This window comes from Gordonia sp. w5E2 (assembly GCF_036540975.1).
In the GTDB taxonomy this organism is placed as follows: Bacteria; Actinomycetota; Actinomycetes; order Mycobacteriales; family Mycobacteriaceae; genus Gordonia; species Gordonia jacobaea.
In genome coordinates, this window is record NZ_CP144213.1 from 1820324 (window position 1) to 1843096 (window position 22773).

Genomic DNA, 22773 nt, shown 5'->3' on the forward strand with positions numbered 1-22773 from the left:
AATGCAGGTAGACGAACTACTCAAGCCGTTCCCCATCAAGGAGTTTCACCCGTTCCCGCGCGCCATGATGGGTCCCGGTGCGCACGAGATGATCGGGCCGGAGGCTCTCAAGCTGGGCTTCAAGAAGACGCTCATCATGACGACCGGCCTGCGTGGCAGCGACACGGTCCACAAGATCGTCGAGTCGTGCAAGTACCACGGACTCGAGGTTGTGCTCTACGACAAGGTCGAGTCCAACCCCAAGGACTACAACGTCATGGACGCGGTCTCGCTCTACAACTCCGAGCAGTGCGACTCGTTCATCTCGATCGGCGGCGGCTCCGCGCACGACGCCTGCAAGGGTGCACGCATCTCGGTCGCGCACGACGGTCGAAGCGTCAACGAGTTCGAGGGATTCAACAAGAGCGAGAATCCCAAGAATCCGCCGCACATCGCCGTATCCACCACTGCCGGAACAGGTTCGGAGACGTCGTGGGCCTACGTCATCACCGACACGACGACCGACCCCGACAAGCCGCACAAGTACGTCGCGTTCGACGACGCCGCCGTCACGACGCTGGCGATCGACGATCCGGTGCTGTACTACGACTGCCCGGTGGCCTACACCGCGCAGTGCGGCTTCGACGTCCTCGCGCACGCATCCGAGCCCTACGTCTCGCGGCTCAACTTCCCGCCGTCGATGGGTAACGCGCTCTACGCGGTGAAGATGACCGCGGAGAACCTGCGTGAGGCCACCTGGAACCCGACGGACCTCAAGGGTCGCGAGGGCATGATGTACGCGCAATACATTGCGGCGCAGGCCTTCAACTCCGGCGGTCTCGGCATCATCCACTCGATCAGTCACGCGGTCTCGGCATTCTTCGACACCCACCACGGCCTGAACAACGCCATCGCGTTGCCGCGCGTGTGGGCGTTCAACATGCCCACCATGTACGAGCGTTTCGCAGACATGGCGCAGGCCATGGGCGTCGACACGCACGGCATGACCAAGGTGCAGGCAGCAGACGCCGCGCTCGGCGCTGCGATCCGACTGCTCCGCGACGTGGGCATCGTCGAGCGTTTCGCCGACGTCAAGCAGGATTCGTACCCGAAGAACCGTCTCGGCCAGGGCCCGACGAAGTTCTACGAGGGTCGTCCCGACATCACCACCGATGCCGCGACCATCGACGCGCTGACCAACCACGTCCTCGGTGATGCGTGCACGCCCGGCAACCCCAAGGAGTGCACGTTCGAGACGGTCCGGCCGGTCGTCGAGCACTGCGTCAACGGCGACCTCGACGAGCTTCTGCCGTAGGTCGGGAAGAACTCCGCACGGCGCGACCGTGCGGGCACGGCCCCGGATGACGGATTCCGCTGCCCCAAAGCGGAATCCGTCATCCGGCTCCACCCCCTACGCAAGCCCGTCACCGCACCACCTCCCTTCCGAGCACAGGAGACGCCGATGTCCGTGCACTTCGCCGCAACCGACGACAGCACATCCGCCGCGGGGGCCGACCCCGCTGACCATTCACACTTCGCCGACGTCGACGACGTTGTGACCCGATTCGCCGACGCCGGCTACCTCGCCGACCAACGCCTGGCGACGACGGTCTTTCTGCAGAGCAGACTCGGCAAGCCCGTGCTGCTCGAGGGACCCGCGGGAGTGGGCAAGACACAGCTCGCCAAGACTCTCGCGGACGTCACGGGGCGAGAACTGTTGCGGCTGCAGTGTTACGAGGGTCAAGACGAGACCACGGCGCTCTACGAGTGGGACTACGGCAAGCAGCTCCTCTACACGCAGGTGTTGCGCGAGAAGATCAGTCAGGTGGTCGCCGACGCCGCGTCGTTGTCGGAGGCAGTCGATCGGATCGGTGCCGAGGAGAGCGTCTTCTTCTCCGAGCGATTCCTCGCACCCCGCCCGCTGCTGGAAGCGGTGCGATCCGAAAAGCCCGTCGTGCTGCTGATCGACGAGGTCGACCGTGCCGACGAGGCGCTCGAAGCTGTGCTCCTCGAACTCCTCGCCGAGTACCAGGTGTCGGTTCCCGAGATCGGTACCTTCGTGGCCACTCACCAGCCGATGATTGTGTTGACCTCCAACAACACTCGCGATCTGTCCGCAGCACTCAAACGACGCTGCCTGCACCTGTCGCTCGATTACCCCGACGCCGCACGCGAACTCGACATCATCAAGTCCAAGGACACGGGACTCGCCGACGTCCTCGCGGCCAAACTCGTCGAGATCGTCCGCGGTCTACGAGATCTCGATCTGCGCAAGGCGCCGAGCATCTCCGAGACGATCGACTGGGCGCGCACCCTTGCCGTGCTCGGCGCCGACGAACTCAGTGCGGACCTGCTGTCGGCCACGGCCAATGTCGTCGTGAAGTACGACAGAGACCTGACCCGCGCACTCGACGCGCTACCGCGACTCGTCGACCCGAACGCCCAGGTGCCCGATCACCTTCACTCCCACGGACATTCGCACGGCCACTCTCACGGGCCCGGGCATTCGCACAGTCATGACGATCATGATCACGACCACGATCATGACCACGCGTCCGCCGACCGATCCGGAAAGGCACGCCGCGCGGCGAAGGACGAGCCCGGCCGCCACGGCGACGAATACTACGGGTCGCCCGGAGCGAAGAGCGATGCCGGAACGCGCACCGTCAGCGCATCGCAGGGCAGCAGGTCGTTCAACGCTCGCGGTGCGCGCAAGCGGCCGGTCTAGCGGGGGAGTGCGCTGATGGAAGGTGCCGTACACCGCTTCATCCGTCTGCTCCGCCTGCACGGCGTGCGAATCGGGGTCTCGGAGGCGATGGACGCCATGGCCGCCGTTGCGACGGCGGAGATCCTCGCCGATCGCGAGCTGCTCCGCTCTGCGCTGCAGGCCTGTCTGATCAAGGACCGTCGGGACGAGGACACGTTCGCGCGGGTCTTCGACAGGTTCTTCGCACTGCGGCCGGTCGTCGAAGACAATGGCGGACAAGGTCATTCGCACACGCACGACGATCTCTCCGACGAGGGTGAGCTCGAGGAGTACACGCTGTCGGACGAGGTCAGCAAGACTCCCGCGCAGGGACACAGTCACGGACCGCCGTCGAATATCCGGCAGTACTTCGATCCTGAGGACCTCGCCGAGCAGTACAACCTCCATCAGGAGGCCAACAAACTCGACATGGCGTCGTTGACCGACGAGATCGTCCTGTCGGCCGACTCGGTTCCGAACTCGGAGCAGGCGGCGCGTGTCCAGCTCACCGTGTCCCGCCTGCACAATCCGGGTCGGCCCGGAGAGTTGGTGAGCGGCAACGCAACACAACTCGACGCCGAACTGTCGGTTGCCCAGGAGATGGCGCTGCTCGACTGGCTCGACGACACCGAGGCAGAAGGAGCGCAGCCCGACCCGGAGGAACTCGCAGCACTGCGCAGCGCGCTCGCGGGCCTTCTCGACGGCCTGCCCGAGAAACTTCGCGATCACCTCGAGCAACTGATGGCCACCGACCACGAGCTCGAGGACCGCGAGATCAAGGCGAGCGTTCGTGACGCGATCGGCGAGCAGGAGCGCGCAAGCCTCGAGGAGTCCGTGCGACGACTCATCCGCAGCCTGCACGGCGCGCCACGATCGCGTCGGAAGGTGGCCGCGAGGGGCACGGTCGACGCCGCGCGCACGATGCGCGCCAACCTCCGATTCGACGGCGTTCCGTTCCGGCCGATCACCGTCGCCAAGGTCGAGGACAGGCCGAGCCTGTTGATCCTCGCCGACGTCTCGCTGTCGGTGCGTACGACGACGCGGTTCACCCTGCAACTCGTCCATGGGTTGCAGAGCATGGTCGCGCACGTCCGATCGTTCGCCTTCGTGTCCGACCTCGTCGAGATCACCGACCTCTTCGCCGAGCACCCTGCCGAGGAGGCGCTGTCGCTGGTCGTGTCGGGCCTGCCGGCGGGCGGCGTGCTCGACGTCGACGCCGATTCGGACTACGGCAACGCGCTGCAGACGTTCCTCGACGAGTACGGCGGCGCCATCACCAGAAGGACGACGGTCATCGTGCTCGGCGACGGCCGCAACAACGGGAAGGATCCGAACCTCGGTGCGTTCGAGGAGATCAGTCGACGTGCGCGCGAAACCATCTGGCTGACACCCGAGCCGGCCTACTCCTGGGGCCTCGGTTCGTGCGATCTCCCCGCATACGCCACCTACTGCGACCGTGTGAACGTCGTGCACGATCTTGCCGAATTGGAGCAGGTCTCGGTTGCGGCTTCGGGCGCGTGAGTGGTGGCATCGCGCGTAGGATTCGGGCCGGAAGACAACGCTGCGATGGGTAGGTGACAGGCGTGGGGACTGACGTCGTCGACACCCGCGCGCCGAGCACCGTTCGGGATACGCGGGCTGCGCGCGGCGGAGGCGTGCACATCGCCAAGTTCCACACACCGGAGATCATCATCGGGCCGGGGTCGCTCGCCGAGGTGCCGCGCGCGGCCGCGGGTCTCGGCATGCGTCGCCTGCTGATCGTCTCCGATCGCGGACTGGTGGCGACTCCGTGGTATCCCCAACTGGCACAAGCACTTCACTCCGATCGACTGTCGGTGTCGTCTTTCACCGACATATCGGTCAATCCGCGGGCTCCCGAGATCGTTGCGGGCTTCGCGCGGTACGAGGAGAGCGGTGCCGATGGCATCGTCGCCCTCGGCGGTGGCTCGGTGATCGACGCGGCAAAGGGGATCGCGATTCTGGCCGCCAACGGTGGACACATCCTGGAGTACGAGGGGATCGATCGCGCCCGACGGCCGCTGCCCCCGTTGATCGCGGCACCGACCACGGCCGGAAGTGGTTCGGACGTCTCGCAGTTCTGCATCGTCAACGACGTCGACCGCATGACCAAGGTGACCATCATCGGTCGCGGGTTGGTGCCGGACGTCTCGGTGGTCGACCCGCGTACGTTTGCCTCGCTTCCCGCCGACGTGGCCGCGCAGTCGGGCATGGACGCGATCACCCATTGCCTCGAGGCGTACGCATCGCTCGCGCACAATCGGCTCAGCGATCGTGCGGCGCTGAGCTCGATCGGCACCGCGTGGCGCAGCATCGAGAGGTTTGTCGACGATCCGTCGGATCCCGACAGCGGAACCGACATGGCGTACGCCGCGCTCGAGGCGGGCATGGCGTTCACCAACGCGATCCTCGGGGCCACCCACGCCATGAGCCACCCGGTCGGCGGACTGTGCGACGCCGCGCACGGTGCGATCAACGCTGTCCTCCTGCCGCATGTCATCCGGTTCAACGCGAAGATCGACCCGACGCCCTATGTCGAACTCGCCGACGCAGTGGGTGTCCGGGGCGGCTCGCCCCATGCTGTTGCCGAGCAACTCGCCGACGAGGTCGCGTCGTTGTCGCGCCGCGTCGGATTGCCAGCCGACCTCAGATCGCTCGGCGTGCGCGACGAGCACGTCGCGGTCCTGACCGCGAACGCGCTGCTCGATGCCTGCATGACGACCAACCCGCGAAAACCGACCGCAGACGACGTCGCGCGCATCTATCGCGAGGCGCTGTGACCGGGGGCGCCCAGCCCGAGGGATACGGGCCGGGGACCGACGTACCGGGGGTGAGCGGATCTGGTTTGCACGGGTCTGGGCAGTACGGGCCCGAGTTGGACTCGCTGGTCGGGCTGCATTCGGTCAAGGGCTCGCACTATGCGCAGTATCGGGGCGTCGAGCAGCGGCTCACGCGCGTGGTGGGGGCGCTCGATCGCATCTCGCGCGCGCTCGTGCAAACCGCCGAGGGCCCCGAGAACCTGGTCCTCTCGGTGGTGCGTGCCGTGCGGGAACACCTCGACGCCGACTGGGTGGTCTTTGCCCTCAGCGACGGCGAACTCGAGCGCACGGGGCCAAGGCACCTAATGATGAGCGGCGACGGAACCATCTACGCCTTCGAGGGCGTGCAGGCCGCGCGCACACCGAGTCACCTTCCCGACGAGGTGCTCAACCGGCTCAACGACGTCCTCCGCAATCAGATGGGCGAGCTGAGCCGACCAGTGGTCGCTGAGCATCACCTTCACGTGCCGGTGCACCTCGACGGCCGCGTTGTCGGCGGACTCTCGGCATGGACCCCGGATCATCACGTCGTCGACTCCGCCGATCTCGTCGTGATGCGCATTCTTGCCAGACAGGCGATGGTCGCCCTCCTGAACGCGTCGCTGCTCGAGGAGAGTCGACATCAGCTCGCGCGTGCCGAGGATGCCTACGCCAAGGCGCGCGAGCAGGCGACAGACCTTGCCGTCAGAAACGCGGAACTTCAACGGACACAACGAGAATTGTCGGCCGTGATGCGCCAGCGACTGGTCACAGAGGAACGCGAACGCATCGCCCGCGAACTCCACGACTCCGTCACGCAGTCGGTGCTGTCGGCCGGCGTCCAGATCGAGGTGTGTCGGATGGAGTCCGACGCCGCGACGGCCGCGCGCCTCGAAGTCGCGGGGAAGCTGACCCGTGACGCCGTCGAACAATTGCGGTCGGTCATCTACGCGCTCAACCAGTCGCCGTCGGTCGAGGGGCTGAGTCTCGGCGAGGTGCTCGACGAACTGTGTTCGATGCACATGCCCGCCGATCTCGACACCGACGTCCGCATCGTCGGACGCCCGCGTGACGTCCCCGACGACGTGCAACACGCGGTACTGCGGATCGCGGGCGAGGCGCTGTTCAACACCGCGGTGCATGCCGGGGCACAGACTGCGCGCGTGGTCCTCACATATGCCGACGACCACGTCGGCCTGGCCGTCGACGATGACGGCGGGGGCGATCCCGGGCATCTTCGGCGGGTGATGCGTGCGGCGATGCTCGGCGACCTCGCAGGCAGGCACCGGGGACTGGCCAACATGGCCGCGCGCGCGGATCAGTTGGGTGGCGAGGTCCGGGTACGTCGTTCGCGACTCGGTGGGATACGCATTGCGGCCACATTGCCCGACGTCGGATCGGCGTCGACGAGTTACTCGAGGAGCGAGTCAGGGCCTCGACACGAGGAGGTTGTGCGGTGAATTCCACAGAGGTCAGTGCCGGCTCGATACGGACCATGCTGGTCGACGACCATGCGCTACTACGGGCGGGCATACGATCACTGCTTGAACGCGAGGACACGATATCCGTTGTCGGAGAAGCTGGTTCGTTCGATCACGCGCTCGCAGAGGTTGCCCGGTGCCGCCCGGACGTGGTCGTCGTCGATCTCAAGCTGACGGCAGGCACCGAGTACGAGGGGCTGCGACTCATCACCGAGATCGCGCAGCGGCACAGCGATGTGGCCAGTCTGGTGCTCACCACCTTCCTCGACGATGATCTCGTCGTGCGCGCGGTGAAAGCCGGAGCACGCGGATACGTGGTCAAAGACGTCGACACGACCGAACTCGTGCGGGCTATCCAAGCGGTGTCGGGTGGCGGCAGCGCGTTCGATCCGCGAAGCGCGGCAATCGTGCTGCGGACGGTGTCGGGCGGTGGCGAGAGTCCGGAGGCACTGACCGAGCGTGAGCGTGAGGTACTCCGACTGCTGGCCGACGGACTGAGCAACAAGCGGATCGGCGAGACCCTGTTCATCTCGGAGTCGACGGTGAAGTTCCACATTCGCAACATCATTCGCAAACTCGGGGTCACCAAACGCACCGACGCGGTCTACATCGCCAGCAAACGAGGCCTCATCTGAATCGCGGCGCTCGTGAGTTGAGGTCGCTTCTGAATGGCCGCTCGTGAATTGGTGTCGTCGGCGCTAGTCGGCCCGAGGTGTCAGGATCAACCAGCCGCCGTGGTCGTCGAGTATCTCCGCGCCCGCATGGTCGACGTGTTGCGCCCAGTCGATCAGGTCGCGCTCACGCAGACAGCTCAGGTGCCCGAAGTGTGGACTCGGCTCCTCCTCGTAGGGGACGGCGACGATCACGCGCCTCCGAGCGACCCGTAGGGCTTCTGCAAGCGCACGATCTCTTTCGTCACGTGACAAATGTTCGAGTAGGTGAATGAGGGTGACGGTATCGACCGAGTCGTCGGCGCAGGGGAGATCGGTCGCGTTCGCGACGATCGCGTCGACAGAAGTCCGACGTCGCGCGGCTGCCGCCCGCAGAAGGTTGATCGCGCCGGCCGAGATGTCGCACGCGCTGACACTGAGCCCAGTTTCGGCGCATTGCAGCGCGAAAAGCCCGAAGCAACAGCCGACCTCCAACACCTCGGTGCCCTGCACCAGGGTGCGAGCTCGACGATGAACGGGACTGAACGAGGCGATACCCGTGACGAGATCTCGCAGCGAGTTGTCATAGAACGACGACCACGCGAGGTCCGCGGAGGAGGCGGACGAGCGAATCAGTCCGACCGCGGCCTCCTCGAACTCCCACTGACCCGCGAGCGCTCCGTCTTCGACGAGACAGACCAGGGCCGAGACCATGACATCGTCGGAGATCAGGTCGCTGGTGAACGGATGGCGGATGTCGACCGTCGTGGATCCGTCCTGCGTAGTGGTCCGACGCCACGACAGCGAGCCGCATCGTCGGAAGCCCTCGGCAGTGAGTTCCCCGGTAGCCGGATCGGCCCGACGCACCGTAATGGTGCTGGTCGTCGGGGTGCCCGCGCTCCTGGTGGCTGCGCTCCTGATCTCTGGGGCGATGGTCATACCTCGAACGGTAGGAGCCGACCCCCGCACGCGTAACTGACCTGTCAGACGAGGTCACTGACCGAAAGTATGGGTTTCCGTCTCGGCCGCTGGGCGCTGAACTCCCTGGTAGGCGCCTCGCGCAAGGTCCACTGGGACGCCAGGAGACAGCCCGCCAGCGCAGAATGACGCAGATCACATTCGTGGATTTCGGGGGTTCAGGCGAGATTTCGACGCTGCGGGGCACTGCCTGACCGCCCGTCACCTGCGGAAACGTCGCTAGGCGCACTTGCTGACCAGGCGATTTGACCCTCGCCGACGCATTGCGTAACTTTCTTCGAGTCAGCGCGCCACGGCGCCGCCCCGGACGGCCTCCTGAGAGGGAGAGCAACGGGGAAGGGAAACCGGGTTCAGCGCAGACCAACCCCCGAGAAATCACACCGGGTGCCTCGGCGCCCGGAGCGAGATCGAGGGAACCAGATGACTCCCAAACGAGAAACAACACGGAGTTGCGGATCGCAGAGATCATCTGGTAGGCTGGAAGAGTTGCTCCGGAGACGGGGTCAACATCCTCCAAACGGAACAAGCTTGCTGGTCAAGCCCTTTTCAGGGGTAGCGCCAGTGGGTGTGCGTTCTTTGAGAACTCGATAGTGTGTGATGAATTGTTTGATGCCATATTTTGGCATCGTGTGTCCAAGTTTTTGGATTATGTGATGATTTATTTTTGTGACGCTCAGGTCTTTGGGTCTGGGTGTTGCTAGTTTTTGTTTGGTCAGGTTTTTGTCTCTCTGGCTGAGATTGTGTTGAAAATTCTGTCGACTGTATGGTTGGCGGGTTTTTGATAGGTTTTCATGGAGAGTTTGATCCTGGCTCAGGACGAACGCTGGCGGCGTGCTTAACACATGCAAGTCGAACGGAAAGGCCCAGCTTGCTGGGTACTCGAGTGGCGAACGGGTGAGTAACACGTGGGTGATCTGCCCCTGACTTTGGGATAAGCCTGGGAAACTGGGTCTAATACCGGATATTCATTTTTCCTCGCATGGGGATTTGTGGAAAGCTTTTGCGGTTGGGGATGGGCCCGCGGCCTATCAGCTTGTTGGTGGGGTAATGGCCTACCAAGGCGACGACGGGTAGCCGACCTGAGAGGGTGATCGGCCACACTGGGACTGAGACACGGCCCAGACTCCTACGGGAGGCAGCAGTGGGGAATATTGCACAATGGGCGCAAGCCTGATGCAGCGACGCCGCGTGAGGGATGACGGCCTTCGGGTTGTAAACCTCTTTCAGCTCCGACGAAGCGCAAGTGACGGTAGGAGCAGAAGAAGCACCGGCCAACTACGTGCCAGCAGCCGCGGTAATACGTAGGGTGCAAGCGTTGTCCGGAATTACTGGGCGTAAAGAGCTCGTAGGCGGTTTGTCGCGTCGTCTGTGAAATTCTGCAGCTTAACTGCAGGCGTGCAGGCGATACGGGCAGACTTGAGTACTACAGGGGAGACTGGAATTCCTGGTGTAGCGGTGAAATGCGCAGATATCAGGAGGAACACCGGTGGCGAAGGCGGGTCTCTGGGTAGTAACTGACGCTGAGGAGCGAAAGCGTGGGTAGCGAACAGGATTAGATACCCTGGTAGTCCACGCCGTAAACGGTGGGTACTAGGTGTGGGTTTCATTTCACGGAATCCGTGCCGTAGCTAACGCATTAAGTACCCCGCCTGGGGAGTACGGCCGCAAGGCTAAAACTCAAAGGAATTGACGGGGGCCCGCACAAGCGGCGGAGCATGTGGATTAATTCGATGCAACGCGAAGAACCTTACCTGGGTTTGACATACACCAGACGCAGTCAGAGATGGCTGTTCCCTTGTGGTTGGTGTACAGGTGGTGCATGGCTGTCGTCAGCTCGTGTCGTGAGATGTTGGGTTAAGTCCCGCAACGAGCGCAACCCTTGTCCTGTATTGCCAGCGGGTTATGCCGGGGACTTGCAGGAGACTGCCGGGGTCAACTCGGAGGAAGGTGGGGATGACGTCAAGTCATCATGCCCCTTATGTCCAGGGCTTCACACATGCTACAATGGCTGGTACAGAGGGCTGCGAGACCGTGAGGTGGAGCGAATCCCTTAAAGCCAGTCTCAGTTCGGATTGGGGTCTGCAACTCGACCCCATGAAGTCGGAGTCGCTAGTAATCGCAGATCAGCAACGCTGCGGTGAATACGTTCCCGGGCCTTGTACACACCGCCCGTCACGTCATGAAAGTCGGTAACACCCGAAGCCGGTGGCCTAACCCTTGTGGAGGGAGCTGTCGAAGGTGGGATCGGCGATTGGGACGAAGTCGTAACAAGGTAGCCGTACCGGAAGGTGCGGCTGGATCACCTCCTTTCTAAGGAGCATACAAACAACCGTGTTTCTGCACCCGATCGTGGTGCGGCACGAGTGTGTTCACGGGTGAAACATCAAACGAACTCAAAGCTGTACCGACTCATTCGGTTGTAGCTGGGTTGTCGCCGGCCGCGAGGCCAGCGCGTTTATCGCACACTATCGGGGTTCTGAGAGAACGCAAGTTTTCTCCGGATGTCGAATATCGCGCAGCTCTGCTGAGGCGTCTTGTGATGAGACGCGGAGGAGTATGCGGACGTTCGATGTGTGTTGTTTGAGAAGTGCATAGTGGATGCGAGCATCTTTATTTTTGCAATGCATACAAGTTTTTTGGTTGTGTGTTTTGTCGAGTTTTTGTGTCTACATTCGTGTCTCGTGTGGATGGCCTCTTTTTGGGGTTGTTTGTGTGGGGTGTGTTTGTAGGTGTTGTTGTAAGTGTTTTAGGGCGTTCGGTGGATGCCTTGGTACCAGGAGCCGATGAAGGACGTGGTAGGCCGCGATAGTCCTCGGGGAGTTGTCAAACGAGCTGTGATCCGAGGGTGTCCGAATGGGGAAACCCAGCACGAGTGATGTCGTGTTACCACCAGCTGAATGTATAGGCTGTGTGGGGGGAACGTGGGGAAGTGAAACATCTCAGTACCCATAGGAAGAGAAAACAATTGTGATTCCGTGAGTAGTGGCGAGCGAAAGCGGAGGAGGCTAAACCATGCGCATGTGATACCGGGTAGGGGTTGTGTGTGTGGTGTTGTGGGGTTCATCTTCTCCGATCTACCTGTCGGGGCGTGAGTGATAAATGCTGCATGTTAGGTGAAGTGGCCTGGAATGGTCTGCCGTAGACGGTGAGAGTCCGGTAGCTGAAAACGTGTGGTCTTGCGTGATGGGTGCCCAAGTAGCAGCGGGCTCGTGGAATCTGCTGTGAATCTGCCGGGACCACCCGGTAAGCCTGAATACTTCCTGGTGACCGATAGCGGACAAGTACCGTGAGGGAAAGGTGAAAAGTACCCCGGGAGGGGAGTGAAATAGTACCTGAAACCGGACGCTTACAATCCGTCAAAGCCTGCGAATCATTTGGTTGGTTGTGGGTGATGGCGTGCCTTTTGAAGAATGAGCCTGCGAGTTAGTGCTCGGTGGCAAGGTTAACCCGTGTGGGGTAGCCGTAGCGAAAGCGAGTCTGAATAGGGCGTGGAGTCGCCGGGTCTAGACCCGAAGCGGAGTGATCTACCCATGGCCAGGGTGAAGCGTCGGTAAGACGTCGTGGAGGCCCGAACCCACTTCAGTTGAAAATGGAGGGGATGAGTTGTGGGTAGGGGTGAAAGGCCAATCAAACTCCGTGATAGCTGGTTCTCCCCGAAATGCATTTAGGTGCAGCGTTCTGTGTTTCTTACCGGAGGTAGAGCTACTGGATGGCCGATGGGCCCTACTAGGTTACTGACGTCAGCCAAACTCCGAATGCCGGTAAGTGAGAGCAGGGCAGTGAGACTGCGGGCGATAAGGTTCGTAGTCGAGAGGGAAACAGCCCAGATCGCCGGCTAAGGCCCCTAAGCGTGTACTAAGTGGAAAAGGATGTGGGGTCGCGAAGACAACCAGGAGGTTGGCTTAGAAGCAGCCACCCTTGAAAGAGTGCGTAATAGCTCACTGGTCAAGTGATCCTGCGCCGACAATGTAGCGGGGCTCAAGTACACCGCCGAAGCCGCGGCACTCACATAAGCCCGCCCATGATCTACGGGTTGTGGGCTAGGTGTGTGGGTGGGTAGGGGAGCGTCCTGCATCCGTGGAAGCGCCCGTGTGAACGAGGTGTGGAGGGTGTGGGAGTGAGAATGCAGGCATGAGTAGCGAAAGCAGAGTGAGAAACTCTGCCGCCGAATGACCAAGGGTTCCTGGGCCAGGCTAATCCGCCCAGGGTGAGTCGGGACCTAAGGCGAGGCCGACAGGCGTAGTCGATGGACAACGGGTTGATATTCCCGTACCCGTGTATCCGCGCCCATGCTGAATCAGTTGTACTAACTGTCCAGATCCTCCGAGAAGACCTTCGGGTCTCGAGTGGGGTGATGCACAGGACCTTGGCTGGTAGTAGGCAAGCGATGGGGTGACGCAGGAAGGTAGTGGTGCCAGGCGATGGTTGTCCTGGTGTAAGCCTGTAGGACGAAACATAGGTAAATCCGTGTTTCATGAAGTCTGAGAGGTGATGCGTAACCGTTGTGGTGAAGTCCATGATCCTATGCTGCCGAGAAAAGCCTCTAGTGAGTTGGTACACGGCCCGTACCCCAAACCAACACAGGTGGTCAGGTAGAGAATACTAAGGCGATCGAGAGAACTGTGGTTAAGGAACTCGGCAAAATGCCCCCGTAACTTCGGGAGAAGGGGGACCCATTCTGGTGACGACATTTACTGTTTGAGCTGGTGTGGGTCGCAGAGACCAGAGAGAAGCGACTGTTTACTAAAAACACAGGTCCGTGCGAAGTCGTAAGACGATGTATACGGACTGACGCCTGCCCGGTGCTGGAAGGTTAAGAGGACCGGTTAGTTCCCTTCGGGGGGCGAAGCTGAGAATTTAAGCCCCAGTAAACGGCGGTGGTAACTATAACCATCCTAAGGTAGCGAAATTCCTTGTCGGGTAAGTTCCGACCTGCACGAATGGCGTAACGACTTCTCTGCTGTCTCAACCACAGACTCGGCGAAATTGCAGTACGAGTAAAGATGCTCGTTACGCGCGGCAGGACGAAAAGACCCCGGGACCTTCACTATAGCTTGGTATTGGTGTTCGGTTCGGTTTGTGTAGGATAGGTGGGAGACTGTGAAGTGGGCACGCCAGTGTTCATGGAGTCATTGTTGAAATACCACTCTGATCGTATTGGACTTCTAACCTCGGACCCTGATCGGGTTCAGGGACAGTGCCTGGTGGGTAGTTTAACTGGGGCGGTTGCCTCCTAAAATGTAACGGAGGCGCCCAAAGGTTCCCTCAGCCTGGTTGGCAATCAGGTGTTGAGTGTAAGTGCACAAGGGAGCTTGACTGTGAGACGTACATGTCGAGCAGGGACGAAAGTCGGGACTAGTGATCCGGCACCAACGTGTGGAAGTGGTGTCGCTCAACGGATAAAAGGTACCCCGGGGATAACAGGCTGATCTTCCCCAAGAGTCCATATCGACGGGATGGTTTGGCACCTCGATGTCGGCTCGTCGCATCCTGGGGCTGGAGTAGGTCCCAAGGGTTGGGCTGTTCGCCCATTAAAGCGGCACGCGAGCTGGGTTTAGAACGTCGTGAGACAGTTCGGTCTCTATCCGCCGCGCGCGTTAGAAACTTGAGGAAACCTGTCCCTAGTACGAGAGGACCGGGACGGACGAACCTCTGGTGTGCCAGTTGTTCCGCCAGGAGCACTGCTGGTTAGCTACGTTCGGAAGGGATAACCGCTGAAAGCATCTAAGCGGGAAGCCTGTTCCAAGATGAGGTTTCTCACCCTCTTGAAGGGTTAAGGCCCCCTACAGACCATGGGGTAGATAGGCCAGAACTGTACGCCTAGTAATAGGTTTAGGTGACTGGTACTAATCGGCCGAGGACTTACCAACAACACCCAACACATCAACTTGTAATAAAGGTGTGTTCGCATCCACTATGACACTTCTGAAACAACACGCGCAACGCTCATATAAAGAGCGCATCCTGCGTGGATGCTGTTTCATATTGTTTCGGCGGCTATAGCGGTGGGGAAACGCCCGGTCCCATTCCGAACCCGGAAGCTAAGCCCACCAGCGCCAATGGTACTGCACTCTAATCGGTGTGGGAGAGTAGGACACCGCCGAGCACAACATCCCAGTAATGCCCCGCACCCCCGTGGTGCGGGGCATTACTGCGTTTAAGGCCTATTCGAGGCCGAGGCGCGCTCGTTCCGGGAAGTACCACCGCATGACGGTGCGGAGGTTGTCCGAGTCGGGGCGCGCCCAGTTGCGCATGAGCTCGGCGCCGAACGAGATGGCGGTCACCGGCTGTGCGCCCGCCTTGACCATCCGCGCGATCGCTTGCTCATGAGACACCGGGCTGATTCCGCCGACAGCGTCGATGACCGGGTAGACGTCGTACCCCTCGGCGAGCATGTCGAGCGTCGGGAACGTGAGGCAGACCTCGGTCCACAAGCCGGCGATGACGACTTTTCGGCGGCCCGTCGCACGGATGGCGTCACGGAAGTCGGCGTCCTCCCACGCGTTGACGCCCGTGCGGTCGATCTCCTCGACATCGGGAAGTGCCGATCGCAGCGCTTCGGTGGTTCCGGTGTTCACACCGAGGTCGACGCCGACGGTGCTGAGGACGACCGGGACCTCGTAGGCGGTGGCGAGTTTCGCAAGAGCGACCACCCCGAGGTTGATGGCTTCGGTGCTGGTCGACGTAATCGTCGAGTACTGCTCGGGTTGGTAGTCGATGAACGTGACCACACAGTTTTCTGGGGTGAGCAGGTGATCACCGCGCGGTTCGCGTATCGGTTCTGGTTCGGTTTTTGGCATCTATGCCGTTCCTCCCTTATCGATCGAGCGTCGCTGTAGCGGGAGCTTGGTCGTCGGTCGGTTGAGCGACGTGCCCGTGTCGGTTCAGTTCGAACCGGTAACGAGCGGTGCTCCGGTCCCGACCGTAACAACTCCGACAGGCTGGTCGTGGGAAACGACCGTCTCCACCGATCCGCGGGGTGCGGTCGGCGCTGCGTCCGCGGGCACCTGCCTGCCGAGCACCGTGCTGATCGCGGTGCGGAGGGCGGAGGCCGGATCGTCGACCATCTCCATGCTCCGCCACGCGACGTGATGGTCGGGGCGGACGAGAAGCGCGCCGTCGTCGCCGACCTCCCGCTGGTGCGTCCACTCACGGAGGACATCGTGGTATTCACAGCCGACGCCGACAGCTCGGACGTCGAGCTCGACTCCGAACTCGTCTGCAACCTGTGCTGCCGCGGCACGCCAGCGTTCGCCGTTCTCGCCGATGATCAGTGTGAGCGCTCCGTGGCCCGTGATGTCGATGGTCGAGACGCGGCGTCGACCCTGTTCCACCCACGCGTGGGGAAGGCGCGCTCCCGGATGCGTCGTCGGTTGGTAGTAGAGCTCGTCATCGCGGACGCTCTCGGGGTAGTCGGTGCCGTCGTCGACGATGCATGTCGACGAATAGCGTTGTCCCAGTTCGACTCCGTGCGCGTTGAACTGATAGTTCTGTAGCGCGACGGCACTGTCGAGTTCGCGGCGTCGGGCGGCGCCGCGCTCGGTTCCGGAGAACAACTCGTCGAGCATCTTCCAACCGTCCTCCGCGGACTGTCCGGGCTCGAAGCCGAGTGCCTGCGAGATCGGCAGCATGTTGCGCACACTTTCCATCGCGCGATCGACGACCTGCTCACCGACGGGTTGGCGCTCCTGCGTGTAGGTGTCGAGGAGTGCCGGTTCGGCGTCGCCGCGCAGCACCATGGCGAGTTTCCACGCGAGGTTGAAGGAGTCCTGCACCGAGGTGTTGGTGCCCAGACCGTTCGCAGGTGGGTGGCGGTGCGCCGCGTCGCCTGCGAGGAACACCCGACCCTTACTGAACGTGTCGGCGATGACGTGGTTGATCTGCCATTTGCTGACAGCCTTGATACGGATGTCGATCGAGTCGTCGCCGATGGTGGTGCGGGCCCGCTCGATGACCGCCTCCTCGGACGTGTCGGGTTCGCCGTCCTCGGGGTTGTACATGCACAGCAACACCCACTCCGTCCATGGCTTCACGCAGATCCACGTTCCGCTACCGACCCAATAGTCGTTGCCCGGCTGTGCCATCCAGTAGAGCGTTCCGGGACGGTGGGCGGTGTACTGGGAGAGGTCTGCTTCGAGCCAGATATTCATGGCGGCGCCGAGGCCCATCTCCCCGCGCAGGGGGAACTCCATCTGCTGTGCGACTGTCGAACGTCCGCCGTCGGCGCCGATCACATACTCGGCGCGTACCCGATACTCGGCGCCTGTCGTGCGTTCGCGCACGATGGCGTCGACGTGATCGCCGGTGTCGGTCAGTGAGACGGCCTCCGTGCTGAACCGGATCTCCGCGCCGAACTCACGCGCTGCCTGCAGGAGTATCGGTTCGAGGATGTGCTGCGGAATGTTGCACATCTCCGTCGGGCTCGATACCTCGTAGTCGGCGTGCCGTAGCGTCCCCGAACCCCATGACTTCAGCCGGGCGATCTCGGTCCCCGCGAAGCTTGTCGCCCAGACGTTGTTGCCCATGTACTCGTTCGGCACGGCTGCGGCACGCACGCGGTCGTCGATGCCGAGGTCGCGGAACACCTCCATCGCACCCTGATTGGTGATGTGGGCGCGTGGTGAGTTCGCGGTTCCCGAGTATCGGCTGACGGTCAGTGCCCTGACGCCGTACTTGGCGAGCAGTGCTGCTGCGGTCAGGCCTGCCGGTCCTGCGCCGACGATGAGGACATCTGTGGTGACGGTTTCCATCGGAGTCGACCTCCATGGTCGAAGTGCCGGCAGTCGTGCCGGAGGGGTGGATAAGGGGTTGGGGAGTTGTTCGAGCGGGAGTGTTGGGCGTCAGTTGGTCGAGTGGGCGCCGGTCATCATCGCGGCCAGATCCTCGGGAGCGAGGAAACTCGGGGGAGGTGGCGGTCCCCAATTGAACAGTCCACGTGCGCCTTCGAGATCTTCCGGCGTCCACAGCGCATCGTCGGGGATGCAATCCATGTCGGAGTAATACTCGGAGAAGTTCCCTGCCGGGTCCTTCAGGTACCAGAAGAAGTTCGACCCGGCGTGGTGTCGGCCGAGACCCCAGACATGGCGTTCGGGATTGCCCTCGAGCATCGCGGCCGCGCCTCGTCCCACATCGTCGATATCGTCGACCTGCCATGAGGTGTGGTGCAGGTAGGTCACCGGCGAGTTCATGACGAGCACGTTGTGGTGGTCTTGCGAGCAGCGCAGGAACGATCCGTGCCCCTTGATGTGGTCGCTGATCTTGAAGCCGAGTCCGTCGACGAAGAATCGGCAGGTCGCCACGTAGTCGGTGGAACCGAGGACCGCGTGTCCGAGCTTGTGCGGCTTGATCGGGTAGTCGCGCATCACGCCGGGTGCGCGGCCGTACCGTTCGATACGGCCCGGACCGTTATACGGAGTCGGTTCGACACGCTGCTGGTTCAGTCGCGGCAGGACTCGAACGGTGGCGCGAAGATCGGCGACCGGCTCGTGGGCGGTCACCTCGTCGCCGTGCCGTTGCGCGAGAAAGCCTTTCGAGATCAGTTCGTGGTGGATGCGGTCGATGTCGTCGAGATCGTCAGCGCCGACCGAGAGTTCGAGGAGTCGACGCGTCGGCGCGGCGACGATCCGCAACTGTTCGCCACCCTCGGTGGTCGACAACCAGCCGTCCGATGTCGGCGTCAGCCCGAATTCCGTGTAGTAGGCCAGAGTTTCGTCGACGTTCGGTACGCCCATGGTGACCGACGCGAGTCTGTGCAGTGCCATCGTCGATCACCGCGTCTCTGCCGTTGCGACGAAGCGCTGCTCGATCTCGCCGATGCCGGCGATTCGTGAAGTGAGAACGTCACCGTCGGTGAGGAATCGCTGCGGCGTTCTGCCCATGCCGACACCGGACGGCGTGCCGGTGAAGATGATGTCACCCGGGAGAAGCGGAGTGATGTGCGAAAGACGCGAGACCAATTGCGGGACAGAGAAGATCATCTCCGACGTCCGGCCCTTCTGCATCTGCTCTCCGTTGACGGCGCAACTGAGCTCGAGGTCGTCGCGGTCGGCGAATTCGTCCGGCGTGACGACGACCGGTCCCATCGGGGCATACCCCGGGTACGACTTGCCGAGGCTGAACTGCGGTGGGTGCGCGTTGAATTGGGTTTCGCGATCGGAGATGTCCTGCCCGATCGTCAGTCCGGCCACATAGTCCCAACCGTCCGCTTCGCTGACACGATGAGCCGCACGGCTGATCACAGCGACCAGCTCGACCTCCCAGTCGATCTTGGGACCCGTCAGCTCGACGACGCCGACCGGGCCGGCCAGCGACGTGCGGTACTTGGTGAACACCGGCGGGAAGTCGGGGATGTCGTACTTCGACTCCGCCGCGTGCTCTGCGTAGTTGAGGCCGATGGCGAAGACCTGCGCGGGCTCGGGAATCGGATTCTCCAGCGTGGCGTCGAAGACGCTGCCGTTGGCGGGGTCGATGTCGTGGGCCCAGGCGGCGAAATCGTCCCAGACGTTGTAGATCGCAGTGATCGACGGCCCGAACCGTCCGTCGCTGGCCTCGGCGACGTCGATGGCCAGCCGGTGTCCGTCATCGACCAACACTGCGCGCTTCTCGAGAACTCCCAGGCGCATGATTGCTCACTTCCTCGTATCGCTGCGCATCGATGCCAGAGGGTGATCGGTGTCACAGTCACTGACCTCTGGTCTACTCCCTCATATTCGTCAGTGCAAGTTATTTTCGAAAATCGGTCGATCAGACGCTAATGCGGACAAGAGTGGGTTATGGTTGTGACCATGGCAACAGCGAAGGCGAAGCAGACGCGAGGCGACCTCGTCTACGCGCAGTTGCGCGGCGAGATCTTCGGGGGTCGGTATCTGCCGGGTGACCGCCTGAAGTTCGGAACTCTTGCCGAAGAATGTGACGCGAGCATGAGTGTGATCCGCGAGGCACTTACGCGGTTGTCGCTCGAGGGGCTCGTCACCAACGAACCCAACGTCGGGTACGCGGTCACCGAAATCTCCGTTCCCCGGTTGCGTGAACTGACCGACGCGCGTCTCGAACTCGAGGGCCTGGTCTTCGGCCGTGCGATCGGTGACGGCGACCTCGCGTGGGAGTCGTCGGTCGTCGCCGCTCATCACCGGATGGTCGGTACGCCCTATCTCACCGACGACGATCCCGTGCGCGTGACCGATGAATGGGCACTGGCCCATGCGGCGTTCCACCGCGCACTGCTCGACGGTTGCGCGAACAAGAAGCTCCTGCAGTTGGCCAACGGTCTACGCGACGAGGCCGAGCTCTACCGACGCTGGTCGCAACCGTTGGGGCGCGAGAAGAATCGCGATCTCGACGGCGAGCATCGTCGAATGATGGAGTTGGCGCTCGCGCGCGACGCCGAGGGCGCGGTGACCGCGCTGCGCGATCACATCGCGCACACCACAGAGTTGCTCGTCGAGAGCGACATCGCCGTGCACAGCGCCGTCACCATGTGACCGCTCTCGACACCTAGCCGCTGTCTGCGTCCGACGAGACGGGCAGCGAGCGGGGAAGCGTTTCGCCCCGGAAGAACGCCGGCTGTCGCATGCGTAGGTAGAGCATCACGAAGAGGCCGAGCACCAGCAATCCGAAACCGATGTAGAACACAAGTCCGACGCCGAATATCGAAGCGCCACTACCGTTGTCGGGATTCATGCTCTCGCCGACCGAGATGACGAACACCACGATCAGTGCGGCACCGCCCAGGAGTGGGAACAAGAACTTGAAGAAGAAGTTGTGCACAGACGAGAAGAGTTCGCGCCGGAAGTACCAGACACACGCGAACGCCGTGATGCCGTAGTACCAGCAGATCATGATGCCGAGCGCGGCGATGGTGTCGATCAGCGTGCGCTCGGACAGAAGCGTCACCGCCGTGTAGAAGACGGCTGTGACGATGCCGGCGACGAGCGCCGCGAAGGACGGTGACAGGAAGCGCGGGCTGATCTCGGCGACCTTCTTCGGAAACGCTCCGTAGCTCCCCATGGCGAGCATGGTGCGTGCGACCGGCAGGAAGGTCGTCTGCAGGCTGGCGATCGACGAGACCAGGATCGCGGCGAACAGCAGGACGCCGCCCCATCGTCCCAGGATCGGATCGGCCAGTGCGCCAAAGACATTCTCGGCGTTGTTCTCGTTGCCCAGCCCGACCCCGTCGGTGCCCACGCCCGCATACATCATCACGGCGACCGCCACGAGCAGATAGGTGAGCAGGATCGACATCACGCACAGCAACCCGGCACGTCCGGGGGTGCGCTTGGGGTCTTTGGATTCCTCGCCGAGCGTGAGGCACGTGTCCCAACCCCAGAACGCGAAAATCGATCCGGTGAGCCCGATTGCGAACGCGGAGATGGTCAGCCCGGTAAAGGGATTGAACCAGTCGATGTCGAAATGCAGTCCCGCGGGCGCGGATCCGTCGGCGACCTTGACGAACGCGATGATGGCAAATGCGAACAACACGATGAGCTGAAAACCGACCAGCACGTACTGAAGTCGTTCGCTCGTGGTGATCCCGCGCATCGACACCCACGTGGCTATCGCGAGCAGTACCAGCGTCGTCAGGATGTTCACGAGCTTGTTGGTGCCGAGATCTGCGATCGACGGCTTGTCGAAGATCTGGGCGATGATCAGGTAGAAGAACTGCACGCCGATCGCCGCGAGATTCGACAGCACGATGATGGTCGCCACGACCATGCCCCAACCGCACATCCAGCCCACGTACGGCCCAAATGCCTTGGTAGACCAGGTGAACGACGCTCCGCAGTCGGGGGTGTCCTTGTTGAGTTCCCGGTAGGCGTACGCGGTCAGGAACATCGGAATGAAACCGGCGATGAAGATCGCGGGCATCTTGAGCCCGACCGCCGCGACGATCAGTCCGATACTCGCGGTGAGCGTGTAACCGGGGGCCACCGTCGAAATCCCGAGGACAGCACCGGAGAACACTCCGACCTTCCCCGACGCGAGCCCCTTGCTGTTCGCATCGATGGTGACGGTGGGCGTCGACGGCGCAGGGTCAGGCGATTCGGTTGGCGACGATGGGGACGTACTCATCTCTGCAGATCTCCGGTGTCAGGCGCCGCGGGGGACGACGATCATGGGAACGGCGAGCACCCGCAACATCTTGGCCGCGGTTGATCCGAGAAACAGGTGGAATGGCTGTGCCAGTCGGCTCGAACCGACGTAGAGGAGGTCGCCCGGCTCCCAATCCAGCGACGCCGCAGCGTCTTCGACGGTCTTGCCGGTCGCGATCGCGGTGGTGACCGAATGCCCGTCCGGCAGGTCGTCGCGCACCGCGGCAACGGTGCGCTCGAGGTGCTCGTGCACAACGCGGCGGGCCTCGGAGTCCTTCGTCGGGTCGCTCGAGAGGCCGTCGTCGACGGGCAGTAGTGACAACAATCGGAGCGGGACGTCGGCGGCTGTGCACGCCCTCGTCGCCGCCTGCAACAGCGCCTCGACGCCGGGCCGTCGACCCACCGCGCACGTGACGCGGGTGACCGGCGAGACGATCTCGCGAATGCCGCGCGGTGTCACCGCGACCGGGGTCGCCGAGGTGTGTACCAGATTGGTCACGACGGAACCGAGCGTGTGACGGCCGAGTATGCCGCCCCCGGACCCGCCGACGACGATCATCGACGAGTCCAGCCGCTCCGCCTCGATCGACAAGCCCTCCGCGGCGTTCTCGTACTCGGCGACATAACCTTCGCCGTCGACACCGTCGGGCAGCGTGCGCAGTGCGTCGTCGAGCCAAGTCGCGGCCTGCCTGTCCAGGATCTCCTGGAAGTCGCCCGGTGCCACGGCCTGTTCGGCTGGTGTGGAAGGCGGCACCACCAGACAGATCTTCAGGTCGGCGTCGAAGGATTGGGCCAACTGCGCGCCCAGTGCCAGTGCATCCTCGCCGCCGGGGGTTGCGAGGTAGGCGACCAGCAGGTTGGGCCTGGGGTTGGTCATGGTGGTGCGCTCCGTTCGGTCGGCTCGGGGAGGTGGCGCCAGCAGCGCCCGAGCGGTTCGATGTTCACGGCATCCGATTCACTGTGCGCTGGGCCACTTCCGGACGCACTGGCCAGAATGTCCTGCGTCCAAGAGGCACGCAGGACATTCTGGCCAGT

Annotated in this window: 14 protein-coding genes and 3 rRNA genes; 10 read left to right on the plus strand and 7 right to left on the minus strand. The window is 62.6% G+C overall.

The window, feature by feature from the left end; genetic code table 11:
- Position 1: 1 nt before the first annotated feature.
- The 6 genes from mdo to RND64_RS08300 all read left to right on the plus strand — a co-directional run bounded on the left by mdo (position 2) and on the right by RND64_RS08300 (position 7657).
- Complete coding sequence (gene mdo / locus RND64_RS08275) at positions 2-1294, plus strand: NDMA-dependent methanol dehydrogenase (RefSeq protein WP_049700965.1); 1293 nt, start codon at positions 2-4, stop codon at positions 1292-1294.
- 147 nt (positions 1295-1441) lie between these two features.
- Positions 1442-2707 carry an AAA family ATPase gene (locus RND64_RS08280; protein WP_049700964.1) on the plus strand — a complete coding sequence of 422 codons (1266 nt, stop codon included), beginning with the start codon at positions 1442-1444 and terminating at the stop codon, positions 2705-2707.
- A 15-nt stretch (positions 2708-2722) separates the two neighbouring features.
- Positions 2723-4246, plus strand: a complete 1524-nt coding sequence (locus RND64_RS08285; protein WP_331436543.1) for a VWA domain-containing protein — start codon at positions 2723-2725, stop codon at positions 4244-4246.
- Positions 4247-4308: 62 nt separating this feature from the next.
- Positions 4309-5523, plus strand: a complete 1215-nt coding sequence (locus RND64_RS08290) for an iron-containing alcohol dehydrogenase (RefSeq protein ID WP_442903967.1) — start codon at positions 4309-4311, stop codon at positions 5521-5523.
- A 50-nt stretch (positions 5524-5573) separates the two neighbouring features.
- Positions 5574-7001 (plus strand): MadS family sensor histidine kinase, encoded by a 1428-nt coding sequence (locus RND64_RS08295; RefSeq protein WP_331436544.1) that lies wholly within the window; start codon positions 5574-5576, stop codon positions 6999-7001.
- A 35-nt stretch (positions 7002-7036) separates the two neighbouring features.
- Entirely contained in the window at positions 7037-7657 is a 621-nt protein-coding gene (locus tag RND64_RS08300) for a MadR family response regulator transcription factor (protein WP_200903301.1), read from the plus strand.
- Positions 7658-7720: 63 nt separating this feature from the next.
- Here the strand turns inward: RND64_RS08300 and mftM are convergent, their stop codons facing one another.
- A complete protein-coding gene (mftM, locus tag RND64_RS08305; protein ID WP_331436545.1) occupies positions 7721-8611 on the minus strand; it encodes a mycofactocin oligosaccharide methyltransferase MftM in 891 nt (296 codons plus the stop codon).
- 827 nt (positions 8612-9438) lie between these two features.
- Between mftM and RND64_RS08310 the strand changes: the two genes are divergently transcribed.
- The 3 genes from RND64_RS08310 (at position 9439) to rrf (ending at position 14756) form a co-directional block, all read left to right on the plus strand.
- Positions 9439-10960: ribosomal RNA gene (locus tag RND64_RS08310) — 16S ribosomal RNA — on the plus strand.
- Between the two features lie 425 nt (positions 10961-11385).
- A 23S ribosomal RNA gene (locus tag RND64_RS08315) occupies positions 11386-14520 on the plus strand.
- A 119-nt stretch (positions 14521-14639) separates the two neighbouring features.
- Positions 14640-14756, plus strand: a 5S ribosomal RNA gene (gene rrf / locus RND64_RS08320).
- Together the 16S, 23S and 5S rRNA genes form the textbook arrangement of a ribosomal RNA operon.
- A 58-nt stretch (positions 14757-14814) precedes the next feature.
- On the opposite strand, the gene RND64_RS08325 is transcribed toward rrf, so the two are convergent.
- From RND64_RS08325 to RND64_RS08340, 4 genes are all read right to left on the minus strand, one after another.
- A complete protein-coding gene (locus RND64_RS08325; RefSeq protein WP_331436546.1) occupies positions 14815-15450 on the minus strand; it encodes an isochorismatase family protein in 636 nt (211 codons plus the stop codon).
- Between the two features lie 84 nt (positions 15451-15534).
- A complete protein-coding gene (locus RND64_RS08330) occupies positions 15535-17400 on the minus strand; it encodes an FAD-dependent monooxygenase (protein ID WP_331436547.1) in 1866 nt (621 codons plus the stop codon).
- Positions 17401-17490: 90 nt separating this feature from the next.
- Positions 17491-18411 carry a VOC family protein gene (locus tag RND64_RS08335; RefSeq protein WP_270482388.1) on the minus strand — a complete coding sequence of 307 codons (921 nt, stop codon included), beginning with the start codon at positions 18409-18411 and terminating at the stop codon, positions 17491-17493.
- Positions 18412-18417: 6 nt separating this feature from the next.
- Positions 18418-19272, minus strand: coding sequence for a fumarylacetoacetate hydrolase family protein (locus tag RND64_RS08340; protein WP_331436548.1), 855 nt, complete (start codon positions 19270-19272; stop codon positions 18418-18420).
- Positions 19273-19434: 162 nt separating this feature from the next.
- Here RND64_RS08340 and RND64_RS08345 point away from each other — a divergent pair, with 162 nt between their 5' ends.
- Positions 19435-20130: a GntR family transcriptional regulator gene (locus tag RND64_RS08345; RefSeq protein WP_331436549.1), complete on the plus strand. Its 696-nt coding sequence runs from the start codon at positions 19435-19437 to the stop codon at positions 20128-20130.
- Positions 20131-20143: 13 nt separating this feature from the next.
- Here the strand turns inward: RND64_RS08345 and RND64_RS08350 are convergent, their stop codons facing one another.
- Both RND64_RS08350 and RND64_RS08355 read right to left on the minus strand, forming a co-directional pair.
- A complete protein-coding gene (locus RND64_RS08350) occupies positions 20144-21718 on the minus strand; it encodes an APC family permease (RefSeq protein WP_331436550.1) in 1575 nt (524 codons plus the stop codon).
- Between the two features lie 18 nt (positions 21719-21736).
- Positions 21737-22615 (minus strand): universal stress protein, encoded by an 879-nt coding sequence (locus RND64_RS08355; RefSeq protein WP_331436551.1) that lies wholly within the window; start codon positions 22613-22615, stop codon positions 21737-21739.
- Positions 22616-22773: the final 158 nt, after the last annotated feature.